Origin of the sequence: Paracandidimonas lactea (assembly GCF_021653995.1) — a bacterium.
GTDB classification, from domain to species: domain Bacteria; phylum Pseudomonadota; class Gammaproteobacteria; order Burkholderiales; family Burkholderiaceae_B; genus Allopusillimonas; species Allopusillimonas lactea.
The window spans coordinates 256,941-277,301 of the sequence record NZ_JAJJOZ010000006.1 but is presented as its reverse complement, the minus strand read 5'-3'; the positions used below and the strand labels follow the sequence as shown (position 1 = coordinate 277,301).

At 58.6% G+C, this 20,361-nt stretch carries 23 protein-coding genes; 16 read left to right on the top strand and 7 right to left on the bottom strand.

What is annotated here, in order from left to right:
- Window positions 1–105: 105 nt before the first annotated feature.
- On the top strand, window positions 106–561 hold the full coding sequence (locus tag LOL23_RS12955) for a GNAT family N-acetyltransferase (protein ID WP_202411765.1): 456 nt from the start codon (window positions 106–108) through the stop codon (window positions 559–561).
- A gap of 400 nt (window positions 562–961) precedes the next feature.
- Entirely contained in the window at window positions 962–1,267 is a 306-nt protein-coding gene (locus LOL23_RS12950; RefSeq protein ID WP_160980760.1) for a monooxygenase, read from the top strand.
- A gap of 116 nt (window positions 1,268–1,383) precedes the next feature.
- Here the strand turns inward: LOL23_RS12950 and LOL23_RS12945 are convergent, their stop codons facing one another.
- Window positions 1,384–1,764 (bottom strand): DUF1428 domain-containing protein, encoded by a 381-nt coding sequence (locus LOL23_RS12945; RefSeq protein WP_237173719.1) that lies wholly within the window; start codon window positions 1,762–1,764, stop codon window positions 1,384–1,386.
- Between the two features lie 167 nt (window positions 1,765–1,931).
- On the opposite strand from LOL23_RS12945, the gene LOL23_RS12940 reads away from it, so the two are divergent.
- On the top strand, window positions 1,932–2,603 hold the full coding sequence (locus LOL23_RS12940) for a TetR/AcrR family transcriptional regulator (protein ID WP_237173718.1): 672 nt from the start codon (window positions 1,932–1,934) through the stop codon (window positions 2,601–2,603).
- A gap of 51 nt (window positions 2,604–2,654) precedes the next feature.
- Entirely contained in the window at window positions 2,655–2,714 is a 60-nt protein-coding gene (locus LOL23_RS19085; RefSeq protein ID WP_369414126.1) for a hypothetical protein, read from the top strand.
- Here the strand turns inward: LOL23_RS19085 and LOL23_RS12935 are convergent.
- Together LOL23_RS12935 and LOL23_RS12930 are read right to left on the bottom strand one after the other, a co-directional pair.
- Window positions 2,700–3,503, bottom strand: a complete 804-nt coding sequence (locus LOL23_RS12935; protein ID WP_237173717.1) for a TlpA disulfide reductase family protein — start codon at window positions 3,501–3,503, stop codon at window positions 2,700–2,702. The genes LOL23_RS19085 and LOL23_RS12935 overlap by 15 nt on opposite strands.
- A 597-nt stretch (window positions 3,504–4,100) precedes the next feature.
- Window positions 4,101–4,712 (bottom strand): universal stress protein, encoded by a 612-nt coding sequence (locus LOL23_RS12930; RefSeq protein ID WP_237173716.1) that lies wholly within the window; start codon window positions 4,710–4,712, stop codon window positions 4,101–4,103.
- A 42-nt stretch (window positions 4,713–4,754) separates the two neighbouring features.
- Between LOL23_RS12930 and LOL23_RS12925 the strand changes: the two genes are divergently transcribed.
- The 4 genes from LOL23_RS12925 to LOL23_RS12910 all read left to right on the top strand — a co-directional run bounded on the left by LOL23_RS12925 (window position 4,755) and on the right by LOL23_RS12910 (window position 8,230).
- Window positions 4,755–5,372 carry a TetR/AcrR family transcriptional regulator gene (locus LOL23_RS12925; protein WP_160980770.1) on the top strand — a complete coding sequence of 206 codons (618 nt, stop codon included), beginning with the start codon at window positions 4,755–4,757 and terminating at the stop codon, window positions 5,370–5,372.
- A gap of 195 nt (window positions 5,373–5,567) precedes the next feature.
- Window positions 5,568–6,200 carry a tRNA-uridine aminocarboxypropyltransferase gene (locus tag LOL23_RS12920; RefSeq protein WP_255772761.1) on the top strand — a complete coding sequence of 211 codons (633 nt, stop codon included), beginning with the start codon at window positions 5,568–5,570 and terminating at the stop codon, window positions 6,198–6,200.
- 180 nt (window positions 6,201–6,380) lie between these two features.
- Complete coding sequence (locus LOL23_RS12915; RefSeq protein WP_160980774.1) at window positions 6,381–7,592, top strand: DNA cytosine methyltransferase; 1,212 nt, start codon at window positions 6,381–6,383, stop codon at window positions 7,590–7,592.
- A complete protein-coding gene (locus tag LOL23_RS12910; RefSeq protein WP_160980776.1) occupies window positions 7,589–8,230 on the top strand; it encodes an Eco29kI family restriction endonuclease in 642 nt (213 codons plus the stop codon). Before LOL23_RS12915 ends, LOL23_RS12910 begins: the two co-directional genes overlap by 4 nt.
- On the opposite strand, the gene LOL23_RS12905 is transcribed toward LOL23_RS12910, so the two are convergent.
- The gene (locus tag LOL23_RS12905) at window positions 8,217–8,654 is read right to left on the bottom strand and encodes a very short patch repair endonuclease (RefSeq protein ID WP_160980778.1); all 438 of its coding nucleotides are present in this window, start codon (window positions 8,652–8,654) and stop codon (window positions 8,217–8,219) included. The genes LOL23_RS12910 and LOL23_RS12905 overlap by 14 nt on opposite strands.
- 399 nt (window positions 8,655–9,053) lie before the next feature.
- Here LOL23_RS12905 and LOL23_RS12900 point away from each other — a divergent pair, with 399 nt between their 5' ends.
- Window positions 9,054–9,560, top strand: coding sequence for a GNAT family N-acetyltransferase (locus LOL23_RS12900; protein ID WP_160980780.1), 507 nt, complete (start codon window positions 9,054–9,056; stop codon window positions 9,558–9,560).
- Between the two features lies 1 nt (window position 9,561).
- Here LOL23_RS12900 and LOL23_RS12895 read toward each other — a convergent pair whose 3' ends face one another.
- Window positions 9,562–9,972 carry a RidA family protein gene (locus tag LOL23_RS12895; RefSeq protein ID WP_160980782.1) on the bottom strand — a complete coding sequence of 137 codons (411 nt, stop codon included), beginning with the start codon at window positions 9,970–9,972 and terminating at the stop codon, window positions 9,562–9,564.
- A 144-nt stretch (window positions 9,973–10,116) separates the two neighbouring features.
- Between LOL23_RS12895 and LOL23_RS12890 the strand changes: the two genes are divergently transcribed.
- Both LOL23_RS12890 and LOL23_RS12885 read left to right on the top strand, forming a co-directional pair.
- Window positions 10,117–11,055, top strand: a complete 939-nt coding sequence (locus LOL23_RS12890) for a LysR family transcriptional regulator (protein WP_160980784.1) — start codon at window positions 10,117–10,119, stop codon at window positions 11,053–11,055.
- Window positions 11,052–11,474: a VOC family protein gene (locus LOL23_RS12885; protein ID WP_237173714.1), complete on the top strand. Its 423-nt coding sequence runs from the start codon at window positions 11,052–11,054 to the stop codon at window positions 11,472–11,474. The genes LOL23_RS12890 and LOL23_RS12885 overlap by 4 nt, the downstream gene beginning before the upstream one ends.
- Window positions 11,475–11,573: 99 nt before the next feature.
- Here LOL23_RS12885 and LOL23_RS12880 read toward each other — a convergent pair whose 3' ends face one another.
- Window positions 11,574–13,472 (bottom strand): metallophosphoesterase family protein, encoded by a 1,899-nt coding sequence (locus tag LOL23_RS12880; RefSeq protein WP_237173713.1) that lies wholly within the window; start codon window positions 13,470–13,472, stop codon window positions 11,574–11,576.
- A gap of 220 nt (window positions 13,473–13,692) precedes the next feature.
- Between LOL23_RS12880 and LOL23_RS12875 the strand changes: the two genes are divergently transcribed.
- Window positions 13,693–14,424, top strand: coding sequence for a spermine/spermidine synthase domain-containing protein (locus tag LOL23_RS12875; RefSeq protein ID WP_237173712.1), 732 nt, complete (start codon window positions 13,693–13,695; stop codon window positions 14,422–14,424).
- Window positions 14,425–14,546: 122 nt separating this feature from the next.
- On the opposite strand, the gene LOL23_RS12870 is transcribed toward LOL23_RS12875, so the two are convergent.
- The gene (locus tag LOL23_RS12870; protein WP_237173711.1) at window positions 14,547–15,335 is read right to left on the bottom strand and encodes an IclR family transcriptional regulator; all 789 of its coding nucleotides are present in this window, start codon (window positions 15,333–15,335) and stop codon (window positions 14,547–14,549) included.
- A gap of 128 nt (window positions 15,336–15,463) precedes the next feature.
- Between LOL23_RS12870 and LOL23_RS12865 the strand changes: the two genes are divergently transcribed.
- From LOL23_RS12865 to LOL23_RS12850, 4 genes are all read left to right on the top strand, one after another.
- A complete protein-coding gene (locus LOL23_RS12865) occupies window positions 15,464–17,077 on the top strand; it encodes a GMC family oxidoreductase (RefSeq protein ID WP_237173710.1) in 1,614 nt (537 codons plus the stop codon).
- A 37-nt stretch (window positions 17,078–17,114) separates the two neighbouring features.
- Window positions 17,115–18,338, top strand: a complete 1,224-nt coding sequence (locus tag LOL23_RS12860; protein WP_160980794.1) for a TRAP transporter substrate-binding protein — start codon at window positions 17,115–17,117, stop codon at window positions 18,336–18,338.
- Between the two features lie 187 nt (window positions 18,339–18,525).
- The gene (locus LOL23_RS12855; RefSeq protein WP_160980796.1) at window positions 18,526–19,065 is read left to right on the top strand and encodes a TRAP transporter small permease; all 540 of its coding nucleotides are present in this window, start codon (window positions 18,526–18,528) and stop codon (window positions 19,063–19,065) included.
- Between the two features lie 9 nt (window positions 19,066–19,074).
- Window positions 19,075–20,358, top strand: coding sequence for a TRAP transporter large permease (locus LOL23_RS12850; protein ID WP_160980798.1), 1,284 nt, complete (start codon window positions 19,075–19,077; stop codon window positions 20,356–20,358).
- Window positions 20,359–20,361: the final 3 nt, after the last annotated feature.

Below are 20,361 nucleotides of genomic sequence, written 5' to 3'. Positions count from 1 at the left end.
GGGGAAAACTTGTTGTTCTTGCTCATGACTCCATTCTCTCAAGAATTGAAGCCTCCTCAAAACCCGGTTCGATTCAGTTCGCCCAGCATATATACAATGAAGTAAATGATGCCAAACCTCTCCTTCCGCCCCGCTACCCACAACGACCTGCCAGCAATCTCCGCCCTCCTCTCCGATGACGAGCTAGGCGCAAAGCGCGACGGCATTCAGCACCTGTCCGCATACGCGGAAGCGCTCACGGAAATACAGGCTCAACGCGGAAATTCCATTATTCTCGCAGTGCAGGACACTGAAGTGGTGGGCATGCTGCAACTCGTCTTGATCCCAGGCCTTTCCAGGGGCGGCATGCTGCGCGCGCAGATTGAAAGTGTGCGGGTAAGCGGAAAGCACCGGGGACAAAACATTGGCCAGGCGCTGTTCGAGCACGCCATAAACCTGGCGCGGGCGGCGCGCTGCGGCCTGGTTCAGTTGAGCACTGACAAGCAGCGTTCGGATGCCTTGCGGTTTTATGAAAGACTTGGATTCACAGCCTCACACGAGGGGATGAAGCTTGCCCTGTGAGGTGCCGTCGGTGCGAAATTTTACCCATTCAGATCACTGACTACACATCCGATCGCTCATGACTACAAACTCAACATACTGCGCCGTCGACACTGATAAGCTAAACACTTTAAAAACAAAATAGCTCGAAATTCTGCAATTAGGACTGGAGATGGGATTTGCTCCGACTGAGTTAAGGGCACTTTTGAGCCGCCTTGGCGAAATCCTTTGTGCGTTAGAAGTCATACAGTCTTGATGGCGGACACAACGTACCAAACCGCATAAACGCCTGGGGCCATTTCACAAACACTTCATCAACTATTCGCTATTCTCTGAGCACAAGCACAAGCATCCACCAGAAATCATTTTTGACTAGCAATCCATGCTAAGTTTGGTTTTGGCTGTTCAACCGGAGAGTTACATGAGCTATATCCTTCAAGTCGATTTTCCTTATTCCGGCCCCTGGGGCGATGAAATGACCGCGGCGATGGAAGACCTGGCTCGTTCGATAGCTGAAGAGCCAGGCCTCATCTGGAAAATATGGACCGTAAACGAAACCGCTGGCGAAGCCGGCGGTATCTATCTTTTCCGAGACCGCCCGAACGCTGAGGCCTATCTGGCAATGCACACGGCACGGCTCCATGGTTTCGGTGTACCAAACGTCAATGGAAAGATATTTTCAGTACAAGAAGCCTTAACAAAAATAGATCGAGGCCCCATCTCTTAAATGTCTGCATGATGGGGCCTGCTTCCCGCTCATCGGCTAATATTCCGGCAGCGTTCGCACCACCCCACCACCTCTTCCACGAAACGGCCGGAACACCATCAGGATCAGCATCGCCATCAGGCCCCCGCTGTGCTGGCCTCCCAGCCCATTTCCACCAGGCCGGTAAAGCCTCCCCAGAACATACGCATGCCATCGAAGGGCATGTTCTCGGGCGTACACGCGACGCGCGGATCTTTCATTACCAGTGCATTGATGCGGTCGCGATCCGCACGCGAAGCGTAGACGATCCATGAGAATACGGCCACTTCATCTTCTTTAAGTTGCACCGCCTGGGGAAACGACGTCACCTTGCCGACAGGTACGTCATCGCCCACGCATTCGAAATATTGCAGGGCACCATACTCCATCCATACTTCGCCGGCTTTATGCGCCATTGCCCGGTAATCGTCCAGACGAGCGCGCGGTACGGGCAACACGAAACCATCAACATAATGCATGAGTAACTCCTTTATCAGCGATATCGGGGTTCGACAAGCTCTGCGAATCGCACGAGCGCGACGCATGCCTGCATCCCTCCTGGCGTCTCCACTTGTGGACACCGTCCACATATGCTAAAGACTAAAATGGACAATGTCCACATCGAAAACGTACATTCTTGTAAGCAATGCCTCGTACTCTGAAAACGCCTGATCTGCCCTCCTCCGCTTCGCCCCGATCGCGCAAGACGTATCACCATGGCGACCTGCGCGCCGCGCTCGTCGAAGCGGGCTTGGCCCTGGCGCGCGAAGGCGGCCCGGAGGCCGTAGTGCTGCGCGAGGTCACGCGCCGTGCAGGGGTAGCGCCTAATGCCGCATACCGTCATTTCGCCAGTCATCAGGCCTTGTTCGAAGCTGTACGCGCCGCAGCACTGGGCGCGCTGGCGCACGCGATGGAGCTTGAGCTGTACAAGGCGGAGGCGTTACACGACCCGGCCGAACGCGCCCGCGCCATGCTGGCCGCAGTGGGACGTGGATACTTGGGGTTTGCACAAGCAGAAACCGGATGGTTTCGCACCGCGTTCGCGTTCAGTGCCTTCGATCTCGAGGCGCCGGCAGACCCGGCGCGTACGGCTAGCAAAGGCTTGAATCCCTTCGAGCTATTGAACTACGCGCTGGACGCCCTGGCGAATGCCGGCGTCCTGGCAGCGGACAGGCGACCGGGCGCCGAATTTCTGGCATGGTCTGCGGTACACGGGCTCGCGCTCCTCATTATTGACGGGCCGTTACGCGGTGCACCGCCTGATGTGCGCAAAGCACTGAGCCTGCGGTTGCTACGGATGGTCGAGGATGGCCTGTAAGGGTGAGTTTGCGGCAACTTCGACTGGGCAAATAATTGCGTAGTCTTCAACATCAGCGGCAACAAGTACCACGTCATTGCCGACGTGGTGTTCCGATTAAAAATGGCGTGACATCTTGTCCCTGAGGCCGGCCATCGTGATCTCGCCCAGGTGCACATCCACCATGCGCCCCTGGGCATCGAAAAAGAAGGTGGTGGGTAGACCGCCGGTTCGCATTTCGCGCATGGCGCCAGACGATGGATCGAGCAGAACATTCCTCAGGCTCAAGCCTTCCCGCTCAAGAAACGCCTTGGCCTGTTGCGCGCTTTCGCCCTGGTTCACCAGAACGAACGAGACGCCTGGAAACGCCGCCTGAGCCTGCTCCAGCACTGGCATTTCACGCCGGCATGGCGGGCACCAGCTTGCCCAGAGATTGAGCACGATGGGGCGCCCTGCGTATTCGCCCAGCGAAACGGGGTGCTCATCCAGGGTTGCCAACTGCAGACGTGGCAGCGGCGGCACAGCACGCAGCAACAAGGCCAGCCCTCCCGCCGCAAGGGCCCAGACGAGGACGCCCGCCAACACGCCCGTCAGCACGGGGCGACGCAAGGCATGCGCCGATCGGGTTCGCCACCAGATATAGGCCACGGCCGCCAGCACACCAGCCCACCAGGTAAACCCGCCATCGCCAATAGCGATCATGGACCTGGGCGCGGCCGAGTATTCATCCCACCATTGCACGATATAGACCAGACGAGCCGCCAGGAGACCCCAGAACACGGCGTCAAGAATCATTGACCCCGCCGCTTTGTAGCGAACATCCGGCATGCGCCGGCCGACGATACGCGCTGTGAGCCAAGCCAGCACAACGGCAGCGATGACGATGACGACCTGTATAGGGAATGGCCCAATGCCAGTCATGACACACCTGCCGCGTCCGAGCGGCCTGCCATATGGCCTTGCACCATATACTCGTCGCCCTGTTCCCGCGTATGCGTCAACGTGAGTACTGCTACAGGGTCAGGAAACTCGGGTTCTTCCCTTGAAGAGAACAGACCCCCGCCTGCCCAGGCGGCGCCCATGGCAAAACAGTGCAAACTCAACGCCGCATGGGCGATCCGGTGAACAGGCAAGCTGGGCTCCTTGAAGTGATTTCTGTAGATGATGCACTGGCAGAATTAAGAGAGGCTTAAGGCGCGGCAGCTTTCTCACTCCAAAAGCGGATTCCATGTCCTTCCGTTCGCATGTCCGAGAAACGATCTCATGAACCGCCCCGAGTTTGAACTGACCCACAAGCGTTAAACGGTTAAACCTCGGGATATCGTATGGCCGGCCAGCATGCTGACAGCCAGAAGCAGGACCAGACGACACCATGCGGCACAAGCCAAGTGCTTCTCCTTCTGACGACTCGATTGAACGTCGACGTTTCACGCCGTCTCCGGCCATGAGGGCGTCGTAGCCTGCGTTGGCGTGCCACCTATATGTACGCCGAGTTCACCGAACCCGGCGTGTACCCCCTCAGAGATTTTCTGATTCAATGCGTTCTTTGTGACGCGACTGACGAACCAGCATCACAGGAACCGGCGCAATGCGCGCCACCTGCTCCGCATCACTGCCCAGCAGCAACCGATCCACGCCACGGCGCCCGTGGGTGCCCAGGATGATCAGGTCACAGCCGCGCTCCTCGGTTTGGCGGACAATTTGCGCTGATATCCGCTCCGCTGTGGCTTCAAGCAGCACCATCTCCGTGTCAATGCCGTCTTGGCGCAACCGATTCGCAGCGTCGTCCAACAAGGCTTGTCCGGCTGCAAGAAAACGAGGCCGAACGTCCTCCAGATAGACCTTGGGGGGCACAAAATCCGTGTTGTAGCGGGTCGGTTCGATAATATGCAGCAGCACCACAGTGGCACCGCTCAGACGCGCCAGGTTCGCCGCATGATCTAGAGCCAAAAGGGATGTAGAACTGCCGTCAAGCGGCACCATGAGCCGTGAATACATAGACGTTCTCCTGGAACAACGAAATGCTTGTATTGAGATGGTTTCCATTTCTGATGGTGCCGGCGCGGATTCGAACTTGCGATGCATCAGCGCCCCCGGTGTCGGCCCCATCTTACAAAGCGTCAGCAACATGATAAGCTAGTAATAGATTACTTGCTTTGATATGGATAGGCAATGCATGTACACCCCAAACACCTCCCTGCCGATGAATGCCGTGCGGCGAGTACGGAAGCGCTCGTTGCATTAGCCAGTAACCAGAACCCTGGCGATATCACCAATACTGCCATCGCAGCGCCGACGGATCTGCCACGGGGTGCGTTTTTTCGTTATTTCCCAAGCAAAGACGCCCTCTTCCAGGCAGTCGTTTCGCGGGTCGAAAAGCGTTTACTGGCGCGGATAGACCGGGCGGCGGAAAGTACGGCGTCACCGCTCGCCGCATTAGCGGCAATGTTCATGACGCATATCGATTTCGTATCTGAATACCCTGGTGCTCCAAGAATGCTTTCTGGCGAACTGCAGCGCGTGGGCGAGACTTTGCCCAAGCGACTGGTGCAGGCTTTGACCTGCCAGTACAACGAGCGTTTGCAACGCCTGCTCGATGCGGGAAAGAAGCTAGGCGAGGTCGATGCCCAGCTAGATGTGCAGGCCGCCGCTGTTTTGTATCTCGCCACCATCCAGGGGCTCGTGACGCAATCGCTATTGGCGAGCGATATGGCAAGCATCCAACGCACTGCGCCCGGCGTGTTTGCCATTTACCAACGCAGTATCAGTGCCACAAGAATCAGCGAATGAAAAACAGCGGCCTTTCCAACACAGCCAAATTCGCAGTACTCATACTCTTCATCGCAATCGCTGGCGGCACCAGAAGATCACGCACACCAGCGAGGCGCTCGCCGAATTACTGTACTGGCACCCAACAATGGGGCCATCCTCGCACCAGTACGCGAACGCGGCAGCGTGGTAGCAAGGTTTTGTAAAATAGTGCGCATGTCGGAACTGAAGAAAACACCCCGTCTTCGCTGCGCGCATTGCCGGCGACCTGCCTCTCATTGCCTGTGCGCATGTATGAGCCGAATGTCCAACCGCACGCGTGTCTTGGTTCTGCAGCATACAGATGAAGCGAGCCATCGTTTGAACACCGCCCGCCTGGCAGTGTCGGGGCTGGCCAATGCGCAGATACTTGTTGGAGAGCACTTTCCTCAGTTGGAGGCCATCATTGCATCAGCGACGCGCGCTGTTCTTTTGTTCCCGGCAAAAGAAGGGCACCCGATCGAGGCGACCGTGCCTGCAACTCAGACCCAACCGTCGCTGCTGATCGTGCCCGATGGCACATGGCGCAAGGCACGCAAGATTGTCCGCGCAAACCCTGTGCTCGGCGCCCTGCCGCGCTTCAGCCTACCCGCCGGTAAGCCTTCCGAGTATCGGATACGCAAAACCCGTGAGCCGGCGGCAGTCTCGACCATCGAAGCCATCGCCCGAAGTTTGTCCATACTCGAACCCGCCGGCGGGTTCGAGCGCCTGCTGATTCCGTTCAGGGCGCTGATCGACCAGCAAGTGCAGGCCATGGGGGAAGAGGTGTATAGGCGGAATTATCAAAATAGCAGCCCACCACCTGCCTAGTTCCGCCTTGCGAGCGGCGCGCGTAGACGCATTTGAAACTTTTCCGCGACGCCGCCGCAGGCATGACTATACTAACGGCTCGATACGGATGCGCCCAGGAAACGCGGTGTGGTCCGGCAACTAAGGTTCTGATAGAATACTGTTTTTACATACAGTCTTTCTATCACGGGAGGGTGCGGTATGAAATCGGTGGAGCTATTCGCTGGCGCGGGCGGGCTGGCCATGGGCTGCGAGATCGCGGGCTTCACCCATCTCGCCGTGGTCGAATGGGACAAATGGGCCTGCGACACCGTGCGCGAGAACCAAAATCGCGGCTACCCCCTGCTGGCCAACTGGGTGCTGCACGAAGGCGACGTGCGAGCTTTCGATTGGAGCTCCGTGCCGCCGGGCATTGATCTGCTGGCCGGCGGCCCCCCATGCCAGCCCTTTTCCATCGGTGGCAAGCACAAGGCCCATGCCGACAACCGCGATATGTTTCCCGCAACAGTCGAGATCATCCGGCAACTCAAGCCCAAGGCCTTCATCGTCGAGAACGTGAAGGGGTTGACGCGCGCCTCCTTCGCCAATTATTTCAGCTACATTCAGCTCCAACTGGAGTTCCCCGAAGTTCCTCCGCTGAAAAACGAAGACTGGTCCGAGCACCTTGCCCGCCTCCAGGTTGAGAAAACGTCGGGCAGGCGCAAGGGCCGTGGGCTCACCTACAACGTGGTGCCCACGCTGGTTAACGCGGCCGATTACGGCGTCCCCCAGAAGCGTGAGCGGGTCTTCATCATCGGCTTTCGAGACGATCTGGGCATTGAATGGTCCTTTCCGGCGCCCACTCACAGCTATGACGCACTGCTGCGCGACCAATGGATAACCGGCGCCTACTGGAAGCGACACGGCATGCGCATGCCGCCCGTTCCCCAAAAATTGGCAAACCGGGTGGCCAAGCTGCGCCAGACAGCGCTCTTCGACACGCTCGCCTGGCGCACGGTCCGAGACGCCATCCAGGGGTTGCCCGACCCGCGCTCGCGCGCGGCGGCGCGGGTGCCCAATCATGTGTTCCAGGCGGGTGCGCGCAGCTACCCCGGCCACACCGGCAGCCCCTTTGATCTACCGGCCAAGACATTGAAAGCCGGCGATCATGGCGTGCCTGGCGGCGAGAATATGCTGGTTAACGACGACGGCTCGGTCCGATATTTCACGGTGCGTGAAAGCGCCCGCATCCAGACTTTCCCCGATGGATTCCGCTTTCATGGCAGTTGGACCGAAACCATGCGCCAATTGGGCAACGCCGTGCCGGTTCTGCTCGCGCAGCGCGTGGCCTGCAGCGTGGCGGAGCAACTGGCGCTGGCCGAGCTGCGCACCCTTGAAAAAACACAAAGAAGCAATAGAAGGATGAGCGCGTGACAGCCAAGGTCATTCCATTCAACCCGCTGGACAAGAAGAATCTTGGCGCGAGCGTCGCCGAAGCGCTACTCACCAAAGAGCCCCGTCCTCTGGGCGAGGTCGCCTCCTTCGAGGGCGCGGGAATCTACGCTATCTACTACACCGGCAACTTCGAGGCCTACCAATCCGTGGCCCGATTCAACCGTGACGACAAATTTCTTTGGCCGATCTACGTCGGCAAGGCGGTGCCCGCCGGCGCCCGCATGGGCGCCAGCCTCGAGTTGCCTTCCGGCAAAGTGCTGTACAAACGGCTCAGGGAGCACGCCGACAGCGTCAAGGCAGCCGAAAACCTGGATATCAAAGATTTTCATTGCCGCTTTCTGGTGGTGGATGACATCTGGATACCCCTGGGCGAGTCGCTCATCATCGCCCGCTTCACCCCCGTCTGGAATTCTCTAATCGATGGCTTCGGCAATCACAACCCTGGCAAGGGCAGGCACGCCGGCATGCGGCCACGCTGGGATGTCTTGCATCCCGGCCGTGCCTGGGCCATGAATCTCGCGGAACGCCCAGAAACACCGGCGCAGATCGCACAGGACGCAGCCACCTATTTGAGAACGCCGCCCGCCTGTTTGTCGGGGCAGTTCATCGAGGCATAGGCAGCGCCCTACCCCGCGGGCCAAGGAAATGAACAACCCGTCGCAAAAGCGCATCCATATCTCGTAGTTCGCACTCCCAGATCACCATCGTCTCCCAACCCATTTCCTGAAGCCTGTGGCAATTGGCGAAATCCCGAGCCTTGTTTCTTTCCAGCTTGGTCGCCCAAAAATCCTTATTGGATTTAGGCATCCGCGCCAACACGCAATTATCGTGTCGATGCCAGAAGCATCCATGCACAAAGATCACCTTGCGTCTACCGGCAAACACAAGGTCCGGCTTGCCGGGCAGTTTTGCTCCGTGCAGGCGATAACGATAGCCAGCACCATGCACAAGTCGCCGAACAAGTATCTCAGGACGCGTGTTTTTTGCCTTGACCAGCGACATGACACGGCTCCGCTCAGAAACGCTGATCGTGTCTGTCATAACGATAAATCTTCCTATTGGCTTTAGAACGCATCACGCCAGGCGTTCGATGGCCGTACCCATGAGTATCCGTTCCATTCCACCATATAGCTCGCTGTTTCGGTTATACAGCTTTGTTCGTCTAACACCAACCAATTTAGCAACAGTGCTGAACACCCACGCGCGTAGTGGCTCAGATTGACTTCATAATTGCTCGCACGACAGACGGCGACCAGGGCGTTTTGCTTATCCAGTCTTGCCGGGTTACTGTGAGGGGGTCATTAATCAAGGCCCGTCAGCTGGCAGGGCTTGGTTGTTAACGGTTTGCAGTCTCTGTTGCATGCGCTCGCATGGCGGGCTTCATGGCGAGCACTGCGTCGGGTTTTAAAATGTTATGGATTTATGTTCGTAATCAGATCAATGGCCACTACTGATATCGATGCGGTATTGGCTATCCAGGCTGATGCCTATAGCGACGACGTCATTGAAGAAGCGACAGTGATTGCAGCACGTCTGACGACGGCGCCGGATACTGCCTGGGTAGCGCAAAATAAAGAAGGCGTACAGGCTTATCTGGTGACCTACCCTTCACGGCTGGGCTCGTTGACAGCGTTGGGGGCGAATTTTCAGTGTGCAGCCAATCCAGACTGCCTGTATTTGCATGACTTGGCGGTCGCCTCTGCGGCAAACGGGGCAGGGATGGGGCAAGCTTTGATTCATGAGGCAATCCGTTATGCTGAAGGTCAGGGTTACCCATTTTCCGCGCTGATTTCCGTACAGAATTCGGTGAGGTTCTGGCAGCGGCACGGCTATCGCGTGGTAGAAAATCTATCGCAGCCACAACAGGCCTTGCTGTCAACATATACCGGCCCGGCCTATTACATGAGCAGGGCGCTCCGCAATGCGCCGATGCACGCCCGAAGCTAGATTACGAGCCCGAAGCCGCAGCCTCCGGTAATTTCGCAATCACCTTGATCTCAAAGTCAAAGCCATACAGCCATGTCACGCCCACCGCCGTCAATGTGGGGTGCGGGGCCTGCCCCCAATAATCGGGCACCACGCCCCAGATCGTCTCGAATGTCGATTGTGGGTCGACCATGAACACCGTCACATCGACCACGTCGTCGAAGCTGCAGCCTGCGGCAGCCAAAATACCATTCAAGTTATCGAACGCCTGACGAACCTGTTTTTCCAGTCCTTGCTCCGGGGAGCCGTCATCCAGACTGCCGACCTGCCCGGACACAAACAAGAAACCGTTGGCGCGAACGGCGGGCGAATAGCGATTTCGCTCGTACAAATCCTGACGACCATGTGGGAAAACGACCTTGCGTGTTGTCATTGAAGCATCTCCATTCTTGGGCGGCCTGCTTCGGCCGAAATTGATCATGAAGAGAACTTTAATGATCCGGGCGTGGACGATAAACTGGCAATCGCACTCAACATTGTTTGCAAAACGCAAACAATCAAACCGCCTGGAGTATCGATGGACCGTTTCGATGCAATGCAAGCATTCGCCCGCGTCGTGGAAACCGGAAGCTTTACCAAGGCCGCCGAGACACTGCACATGAGCCGCACCAGCGTGACGCAGCTGGTTCAGCAACTGGAAGCGCGCCTGCGTGTCAAGCTGCTGAACCGCACCACCCGTAAGGTAAACGTTACCGCCGACGGCGCTGTTTATTATGAACGGGTGCAAAAGCTTCTGGCTGATATGGAGGATGCGGAGACCAGCCTGTCCAGCGCCTCAATGTCGGCCCGAGGCAGACTACGGGTGGATGTACCCAGCCCCTTTGCCACCCTGATTCTCGTACCCGCCCTACCCGATTTTCATGCCCGATATCCGGATATCGAGTTGCATTTGGGGGTCAGCGACCGAGTCGTGGATCTAATCGACGAGAATGTGGATTGCGTGGTGCGAGGCGGCGAAGTCACCAACCCATCGCTGGTGGCGCGCCATGTCGGCGACCTTCGCATGGGCGTGTATGCAGCGCCTGCTTACTTGGCGATGGCAGGCGTGCCCACCCATCCACATGCGCTCGAAGGCTCCCATCATCGCATCGTCAGCTTTGGCGGGGGACGTACACAGCGTGTGCTGCCGCGCACATTGCACCGCGACGGCGAAATCCTGACCATACAAGGCCGCTATGCCCTCGCGGTTGATGACGGTAACGCCTATCTTGCCGCGGGCTTGGCCGGGATGGGAGTGCTGTGGATGCCGGCCTACATGGCCAAGGGACACATTGAAGACGGGGCGTTGGTGCAGTTGTTCCAGGATTGGAGCCTGCAGCCCATGCCGATGTACCTTGCATTCCGCCCGAACCGCCATGTAAGCGCGAAGCTGCGCGTGTTTATGGACTGGGTTGCCGAGCTCATGGCGCGGCATATGCAATCAAGCATCCAGTGCATTACTCGGAGACTCAAATGAAACCCAGAATTTCCTTGATCACCCTGGCCGTCCAAAACCTGGAACGTTCGCTCCGCTTCTACCGCGACGGCCTGGGCCTCCCTACCGAAGGCATTGTCGGCCAAGAGTTCGAGGACGGCGCGGTGGCGTTTTTCGAGCTGGAATCGAATCTGAGACTAGCCCTTTTTCCGCGAAGCAGCTTGGAGAAGGATGCCGGATTGCCCCCCGGGAAACCTGCCGGCACAGCGTTCAGCCTGGCGCACAATGTAGCGTCAACTGCCGAAGTGGATAGTGTGATGCAGCAGGCGGCGGATGCTGGCGCGAGGATTGTGAAACCAGCACAAAAGACCTTTTGGGGTGGCTATGCTGGCTATTTCCAGGATCCGGACGGCCACCTGTGGGAAGTGGCATGGAATCCAGCCTGGGCGCTTCCCGGCTAAGCCCATGTTCTCTGGCCAGGCAGTGCCGCCAACTGGATCTCACAGCCCCGTGGGCAAACCGCGCCTGCCGACCAATAAGGAGCCGTGCTCCTCAAGCATTCAAGCGCTTGGTTTCGGCCGCCCGATCGTCGTGGCAGCCGACGCGGCATCATCCGCTGCAAGAAACTCGGTAGACGCCCGCCCGTCCGCATTGTGCTGCACAATCCGTGCTGGGCGACCTTGGTCGTCGAGCCATAGCTGGCCGATGCCTGCGCCATTCCAAACGCGTTCACCGCTGCGGCGCTGGTCGGGCAAGCGCGGCTTGATCGCAAGTTCGCGGCGCTGGGTAAACCAATTCAAGGGCGAGCGTGGTGAATACAGCCAACGGTTGAGGCGATCCAGCCAGTCGAGCAGCCGGCGTGGGAACTCGTTTTTGATGCCGCTGCTTGTGATCTGCCAGATATGCGGCGTGCGATCGCGGCCGCGAATTTGCACGTCGTAGGCAAAGGAGTAATGCACATCGCCGGACAAGACAACATAATTGCCGGGCGTGCGGGAGTGCCGGAAGATGTTGAGCATGACGCTGGCCGCGCCGCGATGCGCCATCCAGTTTTCGGCGTCGACAGTAAGTGCGTGGCCGGCGAACGCACATATACGCTGTATGACTTCGATTAGTTTGACGCCGAACATGGGCGTCGGTGACACGATGACGGCAGACTTTTCATCGAGCAACTCGTGTTGCAGCTCGGTAAGCGATTCCCAGTCCATCAGCCCCGACGGCCTGCTGGGCAGCCGGCGGCTGCGCCAACGACGCGTGCGCGTATCGAGCACGATGACAGTTGGCTGGGTACGCAGCACGTAATCCCATTGCCTGAACGATAGTAAGCGGCCGATCAATGCGTCTTGTGCCTGCGCATCAAGCCTGCCTTGTGCGTCGGGCCGTGCCGCGAGGGCCGCCATGTCATCAAGCACCGCACCGAATGCATCGGGACGGTTTCCCCAGCCCTGGCATAGCATGTACGCGATCAGGGCATTGCCTACGATGCGGCGCGAGAATGGATGCTCGTATGCGGTCGCTTCCCACTTGGCCGATAGGTTCCAGTCGTCCGTAATGTCGTGATCGTCAAAAATCATCAATGTTTGCACATGTGCAAGCAGGCGCGCCGCACGCGGCAGTTCGGCCACGAATCCGTCCAGCGCATTGGCCTCCCGTTGCCAGCGCCGCATATGTTCCGCATCGAGCGTCGGCATTGCCACGTCGCCAATAAGTTGCCACGGCACCGGAGACCACGCCAGCATATAGATAGCCAACACTTCAGCCAGCGTCACGAGGTGGTTATGTGCGTTGGCTGTCGTGAAGACAGGCTTCTCAACCCCACCGAAAAAACGCTCGCGCAGCGCCTCGTTGGATTTGAACGCAGGCAGCAAATCTTCGCGCCGGTAGTAGCCAGCGGGATGGGCATAGAGTTCCTCGCTGTCTGCGACGACGGCGCCTTCCAGGCATTCGCCATACAGGCCGAGGCGTCGTATAAGCGCATGGATGGCCGCGAGCATTGGCCCGGCCACGTCGTCGGCATAGACCTGGTCGCCGCACATGATGAGCATGGCAGGCCGCGCCTCTGCGCGGTTACTGTTGCCTGCGAGCAGGCCGTCGGCATATGCGAGCCCGTCGTGCGCGGGGTGGTGCGGCTTGCGACAAGAACCGAACAAGATATTGTCGGCGCGGCTGCGCAACACGAGGCTGGGCCGCGCCGTGCCGTCATGCAGCAGATGCGGCGCCCAATGTGCGATTGGGGCTTCAGTGCCGTCACTGCCGGCCACCATCACGTCGTACTCGATCACCGCGTCTTGAGGCAGCGGCTCGACAGGGCTGACATCGATGAAATGCACATATGCATGGCGGCCCACAGGAATCACACGGCAGCTTGTCGCGTCGAGCACCAGGCGTTGCGCTGGCGCACCGGCTGGTTCCAACAGCAAAGTAAGGCTCAGCGGCGCACTGCCAACGAGCCACAGCACGAGACGGTTCGGCTCAAGGCGGCGCAGTATGGGGCCCGCGAGAACGGGGGGAAGGTCGTTGGGGATTGGAGCGTGGATCAATAGAAGTACGACACTGTAATGCGGAAAACGACCGGTTTAGTTTAACCGTGTTATACAGCACACCACATCGCTGCATTGAAACAAAAAACTATCCCTCCATTGGCGATAATTCCATTTATCCACGCCCACTCAAAATTCCATGCTCAATATTCTTGAAACCGACGGCGTACGCACATTGCATTTCGGAACGCTGGCCGTGCAGGGCGCGATGCGCGTTGACCGCCCCATCGATATCGAACTGGAATATGTCCAGCAAATGATGATGTGGCTGCTCTTTCGCCGGGAAGCCGCCCATATCGTGCAGCTCGGCTTAGGCACTGCAGCGCTCACGAAGTTCTGTTACCACCGGTTGGCGCCGGCCAGGGTTACTGCTGTGGAGCTCAGCGGGGATGTGATCGACGCGTGCCGCACGCACTTCGCACTCCCGCCAGACGACGAGCGCCTGCACATTCTGAATATGGACGCCCGGGATTATGTGACAGACTTTTCCCGGCGCCGCACCATCGACATCCTGCAGGTCGATTTGTACGATGCGCCGGCCCGGGGGCCACTGCTGAGCACGGCCAGTTTTTATGCCGCGTGCGCCAACTGCCTGACCATCGGCGGAATGATGACCGTAAATTTGTATTGCGACTGGCCCGAACATCTGCATCACATCCAGCTCATGGAGCAGTCTTTCGACGCCGTCGCATGGCTGCCCGAGGTCCACGACAGCAACATGGTGGCCATCGCCTTCAAGCAGCCGCCTTCCGTGGACTTTGACGATCTGCACACACGCGCCACAGAGATCCGCGCCACATTAGGCCTGCCTGCGGAAACCTGGGTCAAGGGCCTGCATCGCTGGATGAGCTCCGACACTGACGAGCTTTGAGAAGAACAGGTGCGACACTGCCACAAAGCTACGGGCGAAATGACCACAATGTGACTGCACGCTGAATGGCGAAATACAGGGTGACTGACTTGCTGCGGTACTGTTATGCCGTGAAAGCCCCATCAAAGCACACCCTTCATATCCCGCGCTGCCTTGTTTAGATAAGGCAGCAACTCGATTGCACGCTCTATAGACATACGCGCCGTGGGCGCGTGCATGGCAATAACCGCCTGTACTTCGCCCCGGGTGTCGTGCACCGGCACCGCGACGGCAACCATACCAGCAATGAACTCTTCGCGATCAGTAGAATAGCCTTGTTCGCGGATCTTCCTGCATTCGCGCTCAAGCGCCATAAGGCAAGTAATGGTGCTGGGGGTACAGGCTTCAAGCTTCAGGTAGGGCAGAATGCGGGCCGCTTCGCCGGCACGCATATGCGCCAACAGGAGTTTGCCGCTGGCAGTGCAATGCAGCGGCACGTGGGAACCGACATCGAAAATAAGCCGCAGCGGCCACTGGCCTTCGACGCGATCCAGATACACGACCTGTGTGCCATCCAGCGTCGTGAAGTTGCACGTTTCACCGACCTGCCTGACAAGCTCGACGAGGATATCGTGGCGCAAGCTCTGCACGGACCGATGCTTCAGTGTATTGAGCGCGAGGCGTCGCAGCGATTTGCCAACGGCGTAGCTGCGTTCGTCGACATCGCGCATCAGATATCCGAGCGAAACGAGCAGCGTACAAAGCCGGTGGGCGGTACCTTTGGGCAAGGACAGTGCGTCGGCGATCTCGGCCAGAGTCATGGCGCCACCGTACGCAGAGACCAAGTCGATGATCCGCAAGGCACGGGCTGGCGCGCCGCCAGAGATTTCGGAATTTTCGCTTTGATCTTCAAAATTCGGAACAGAATTCACGGGAAAATCCTAAGGAAAACCAACGGATTATGCCTTGTTACTGCCCGGCGGGATCTATACCATAAGATCATATCAGAACGAATCGTTCCATTTTAAAACGATCCATCTCCTCTCCGGGAAGGCAGCACATGACTAGACGGTATGACTACATCGTTGTGGGTGCCGGATCAGCCGGGTGTGTACTGGCCGCCCGGCTCAGCGAAGATCCGTCGGTGCGCGTGTTGCTGCTCGAAGCCGGCCCTCCCGATCACTCGATCTGGCTGCACTTGCCGATCGGGTATGGCAAGACGATGTGGAGCAAAAAGTACAACTGGTGCCTATACACCGATCCCGATCCGAATATGAATGGCCGCCGCATCTATTGGCCGCGCGGTAAAACGCTGGGTGGGTCCAGCGCTATCAACGGGCTTATCTATATCCGCGGCCAGCGGCAAGATTACGATCATTGGGCCGCGCAGGGCAACGCTGGGTGGAGCTATGACGATGTGTTGCCCTATTTCATCAGCTCCGAGTCGAATGAGCGGGGCGCCTCGCCGTTCCACGGCGACAAAGGCCCGCTCAGGGTATCCGACATCCACCATCAGGATGAGCTGATCGAAGCGTTCCTGAAAGGTGCGCACGAGGTTGGCGTTCCGCGCACGACAGACTTCAATGGCAAGACGCAGGAAGGTGCCGGCTATTATCAGTTGACGACGCATAAAGGCCTGCGTTGCAGTACAGCCACGGCTTATCTTCGGCCTGCGCGCGGCCGCCGGAACCTCGTCGTGTGCAGTAACGCCGCGGCGACCAGTCTGATCATGGATGGCGCCCGGGCGGCAGGCATAAATTATCTGCAAGCCGGTGAAGCGCGCAGCGCCGAGATCAACGATGGCGGCGAGGTGCTGCTTTCGGCGGGGGCAATCTATTCACCGCAGTTGCTTCAGCTCTCGGGTATAGGCCCTGCGGGCTTGCTGCAATCGCATGGCATCCCGGTCGTAGCCAACCTGCCCGGCGTAGGTGAGAACCTGCAGGATCATTTGCAGATACGTCTGGGTTTCGAGTGCACACGGCCGATCACCACCAACGACGCGCTCAACAGCCTTCTGGGCCGCATACGCATGGGCATGCAATGGCTTGTACGGCGCGAAGGCCCGCTGGCTGTGGGCATCAATCAGGGGGGCTGTTTCATGCGCGCCTTGCCTGATGCGGCAACACCCGATATTCAGTTTCACGTAGCAACCTTGTCGGCCGACATGGCGGGCGGCAAGGTCCATGATTACTCCGGCTTTACGTTTTCGGTGTGCCAACTGCGGCCGGAGTCGCGGGGCCATGTGCGTATCAAATCGGTGGATCCCCTTGTTACGCCGGAGATCCAGCCCAACTACCTGGACACCGACCTCGATCGCCGTACTACGGTAGCGGCCATTAAGGCAGCCAGGCAGATTGCACGATCCAGGTCCATGCAGCCTTACGTCAAGCGCGAGGTCAAGCCGGGCCCGGAAGCTGAAACCGATGAAGATTTGCTGGCGTTTGCGCGCGATACGGGCGCCACGATTTTTCATCCCACTGGAACATGCCGCATGGGCCCCGACGGGGATGCCATGGCTGTACTCGATGCTGAACTTCGGGTACGCGGCATGAAGAGCCTTCGCGTGATCGATGCCTCTTCCATGCCCACGCTCGTATCGGGCAATACCAATGCGCCGGTGATCATGATGGCCGAGAAGGCGGCGCATCTTATACGCGAAAAAAGGCGGCAGTAGTCGACCGGCTGGAGACAGCCAATAATGGAGACAAGACATGACAACGAAGACACCTTTGGATCGCCGTGGTTTCATGCGAATTGCGGGCCGCTATGGCCTGAGCTCAACCTTGCTTGGCGCGGTCGGCATGTTCGGCCCGCTTACCTTGGAAGGCGTGGGGCAGGCGGCGGCACAGACAGCCAAGGGCCGCAACGGCACGGCCAAGTACAACTTCAAGATGGGTGCCGCGGGGTTCAATGAAGAGAACCTGAAGATCCAGGAATCGGGCCAGTTGTGGTTTGCGCGCGAGCTGGAGAAACGCAGCGACGGCGCGATCCGCGTTGACTTCATCGGCAGCAACCAGATCTGCAACCAGCTCGATTGCGTGAAGAAAACGCAGCAAGGTATTGTGGACATGTTCACCGCCAGCACGCAGAACTCCGCCGGCGCAGCACCCTACTACAACGTGCTGGATTTTGCCTACATGTTCCCCAGCCGGGCATCGCAGCACTATTTCTTCTATCACCCGAAAAGCGAAGCCTTGCTGCGCGAGCCGCTCCGACGCCTGCATAACGTTCAGTTCCTCTTCACGCACTGCGAACTGCGCGGCCTGATGATGGGATCCAAGTTCGCCAATAAGCCGACCGTCTCGAAAGTATCCGAACTTGCCGGCACCAAGAACCGCGTCACCGGCACGCAGCTGGGGCGCATCGCCATGGAACTGATGGACCTGGGACCCGTGCCGCTGGCGTGGGAAGAAACGGTGGATGGCTTGAAGTCTGGCCTGATCGACGGCGCAGAAACGTGGATGGGCGCAGCGGGATATGGCGGCCTTTCGCCCGTACTGTCGCAGGCTGTCGACTTGCGTTTTTTCTGCGGCACAGAGCACACAGCCATGAACAACAAGACGTTCGAGAAGCTGCCGCCTGAGCTCCAGGACGTTGTCATGGAAACAGCCTACGCCGCGCAGCAATACACGCAACGCGAGAATGAGCGGGCGCTGGTGGAGGTTGTGGGCGCCACCCCTGCCCCCGGGCCCGAAACCCTGTTCGGAAAGAACAAGGTGCGTGTCGCCGTGCTGCCGCCGGAAGAAATCAAGAAGGCAGAACAGGCTTGCTCGCCGGAGTTCAACCCCAAGCCGTGGGAACAATGGCGCGAGCGGCTCAGCAAGATGCAAGGCGGTGCTGACACCTACCAGGAGATCTACAAGATTGCGCGCGAGATTCCCCTGGACGCCACTGTGGAGAGCGTCAAGCCGCGCAAATGGTGGGAAGCGGCTTGAGCCAACACACGGGTACCGCTATCGCCGCCACGCTCCCATTTTTCTGCGGCGGCCATGGCGGGGCCACCCCTCCATTGATGTTGCGCGCAGAAGCCCGCCATCGCCCCTCGCCGCTGCGGTCACGCAAGGGCTAGGGGCGATACGGCCACCGGCATACACGGCGCAATGCTTCAGAAAGGATTGACCAATGACACCGATGATTTCCATATTGCGTTGGCTGGATCGTAACGTGGAGCGCGCCTTCATCCTCGTCGCCTACTCCACCATGGCGGGCATCATCGTGTTTGCGGTGGCGCAACGCTATCTGTTCAGCACGCAGATCCCCTGGAGCGGCTCGATTCCCATCTATCTCTTCTTGTGGGTGACGTGGATAGGCTGCTCATATAACGTGAGGCGACGTTCACACTTGTGCTTCAACGAGTTTCGCGTTCGCATGTCGTATCGGGCACAGTTTGCGTGCATGTGGCTGGACGCCCTGCTCTGGCTGGTTTTCGGCGTGCTGGTGGTGTACTACACCACGGAGCAGACCATGCTGGCCTATAACAACTTCTCCATCGTGCAGGGTACCGACAATCTCATGCAATGGTGGTTCTATTGCGCCACGCCAGTGGCCTGGGTGCTCCTGATGTTCCGCGCCCTGCAGAATCTGGCCGCGGACGTTGGACGTTATCGCCGCAACGAACCATTCATTGTCGACATTCAAAGCGTCGGCAGCAGTACAGTCTGAGGGAATGCCATGGATACGAGTTTGCTGCTTACCCTTATCACCGCAGGCGTCGTCGGCCTGTTCCTACTTGGCGTGCCGATATTCCTGGTGTTGGGCTTTTGGGTGGTGGGCGCGTCGCTGGCCATAGATTTCACCCTTGCCAACATAGGCGTCACGCTTTTCGAAGGACTGAACTTCTTTGGCTTGCTGGCGCTGCCGCTGTTCATCTTGACGGGCGACCTGATCGCGGCAGCCGGCATCGCCAGGCGCCTTGCCAACTTCGCACACGCGTGCCTGAGCTGGATGCATGGCGGGCTAGGGCTGGCCACAATCGGGTCGTGCGGGCTATTTGCGGCGATCTCCGGGTCCAATGCTGCCACGACTGCCACCATCGGCGGCATTATGCATCCGCTGTTGGTAAAAGACGGTTATCACCCCAAGTTCGCCGCTGCCACAGCGGCAGCGGGGGGAACGGTCGGAATTATCATCCCACCCTCGATCATCTTTATTGTCTATGGCTTCATCATGAACCTGTCGATTTCAGACTTGTTCATTGCCGGCATCCTGCCGGGCTGCCTCATGGTAATAGCCATGATGGCGGTGTGCTGGTGGCGCTGTCGGCGCGATGACATGGGGCAGAAAACACCGCTGGACATGGGCAATGTATGGCGCACGGCGCGCCGGGCTTACCTGGGGTTTTTTGCCGTCTTCATTGTGATCTACGGCATCTATTCGGGCATATTTTCGCCGACCGAGGCCGCGGCTATCACTGTAGGTTTCTGCCTGTTCGCCGGCCTGTTCGTCACGCGCGAGATCAAGTGGCGGGAACTACCGGATGTGCTGTTGCGATCGGGGCAGTTGACCGGGATGCTGGCGCCCATGATCGCCGTATCCATTGTGATGCAGCAGGTGTTCGGACTGTTGGGCGTCAGCCAAACGGTTGCGGAGTTCATTTCGCTGTTCGGACAAAGTCCGGTAATCGTGCTGCTGGTCTGCATGGCTATCGTGATGGCAGCCGGATGCATCCTTGAAAGCCTGCCGGTAACGGTGATTTTTGCACCCATCCTGGCGCCCATCGCGGTGGCCATGGGTGTAGACCCAGTGCATTTTTCTGTGATCTTCCTGGTGGGCGCGGCGATCGGGTTTATCTCGCCGCCGTTCGGCCTGAACCTCTTTGTGGCCAGCGGCATTACCGGCATACCCTATATGCGCATTGTCCCTTCAGCCATGCTGTACCTGGGCGGCCTGGTGATCGCCTGGCTCATGATCGCGTTCATTCCCTGGCTGTCATTGGGACTAATCCCGACACGATAGGAG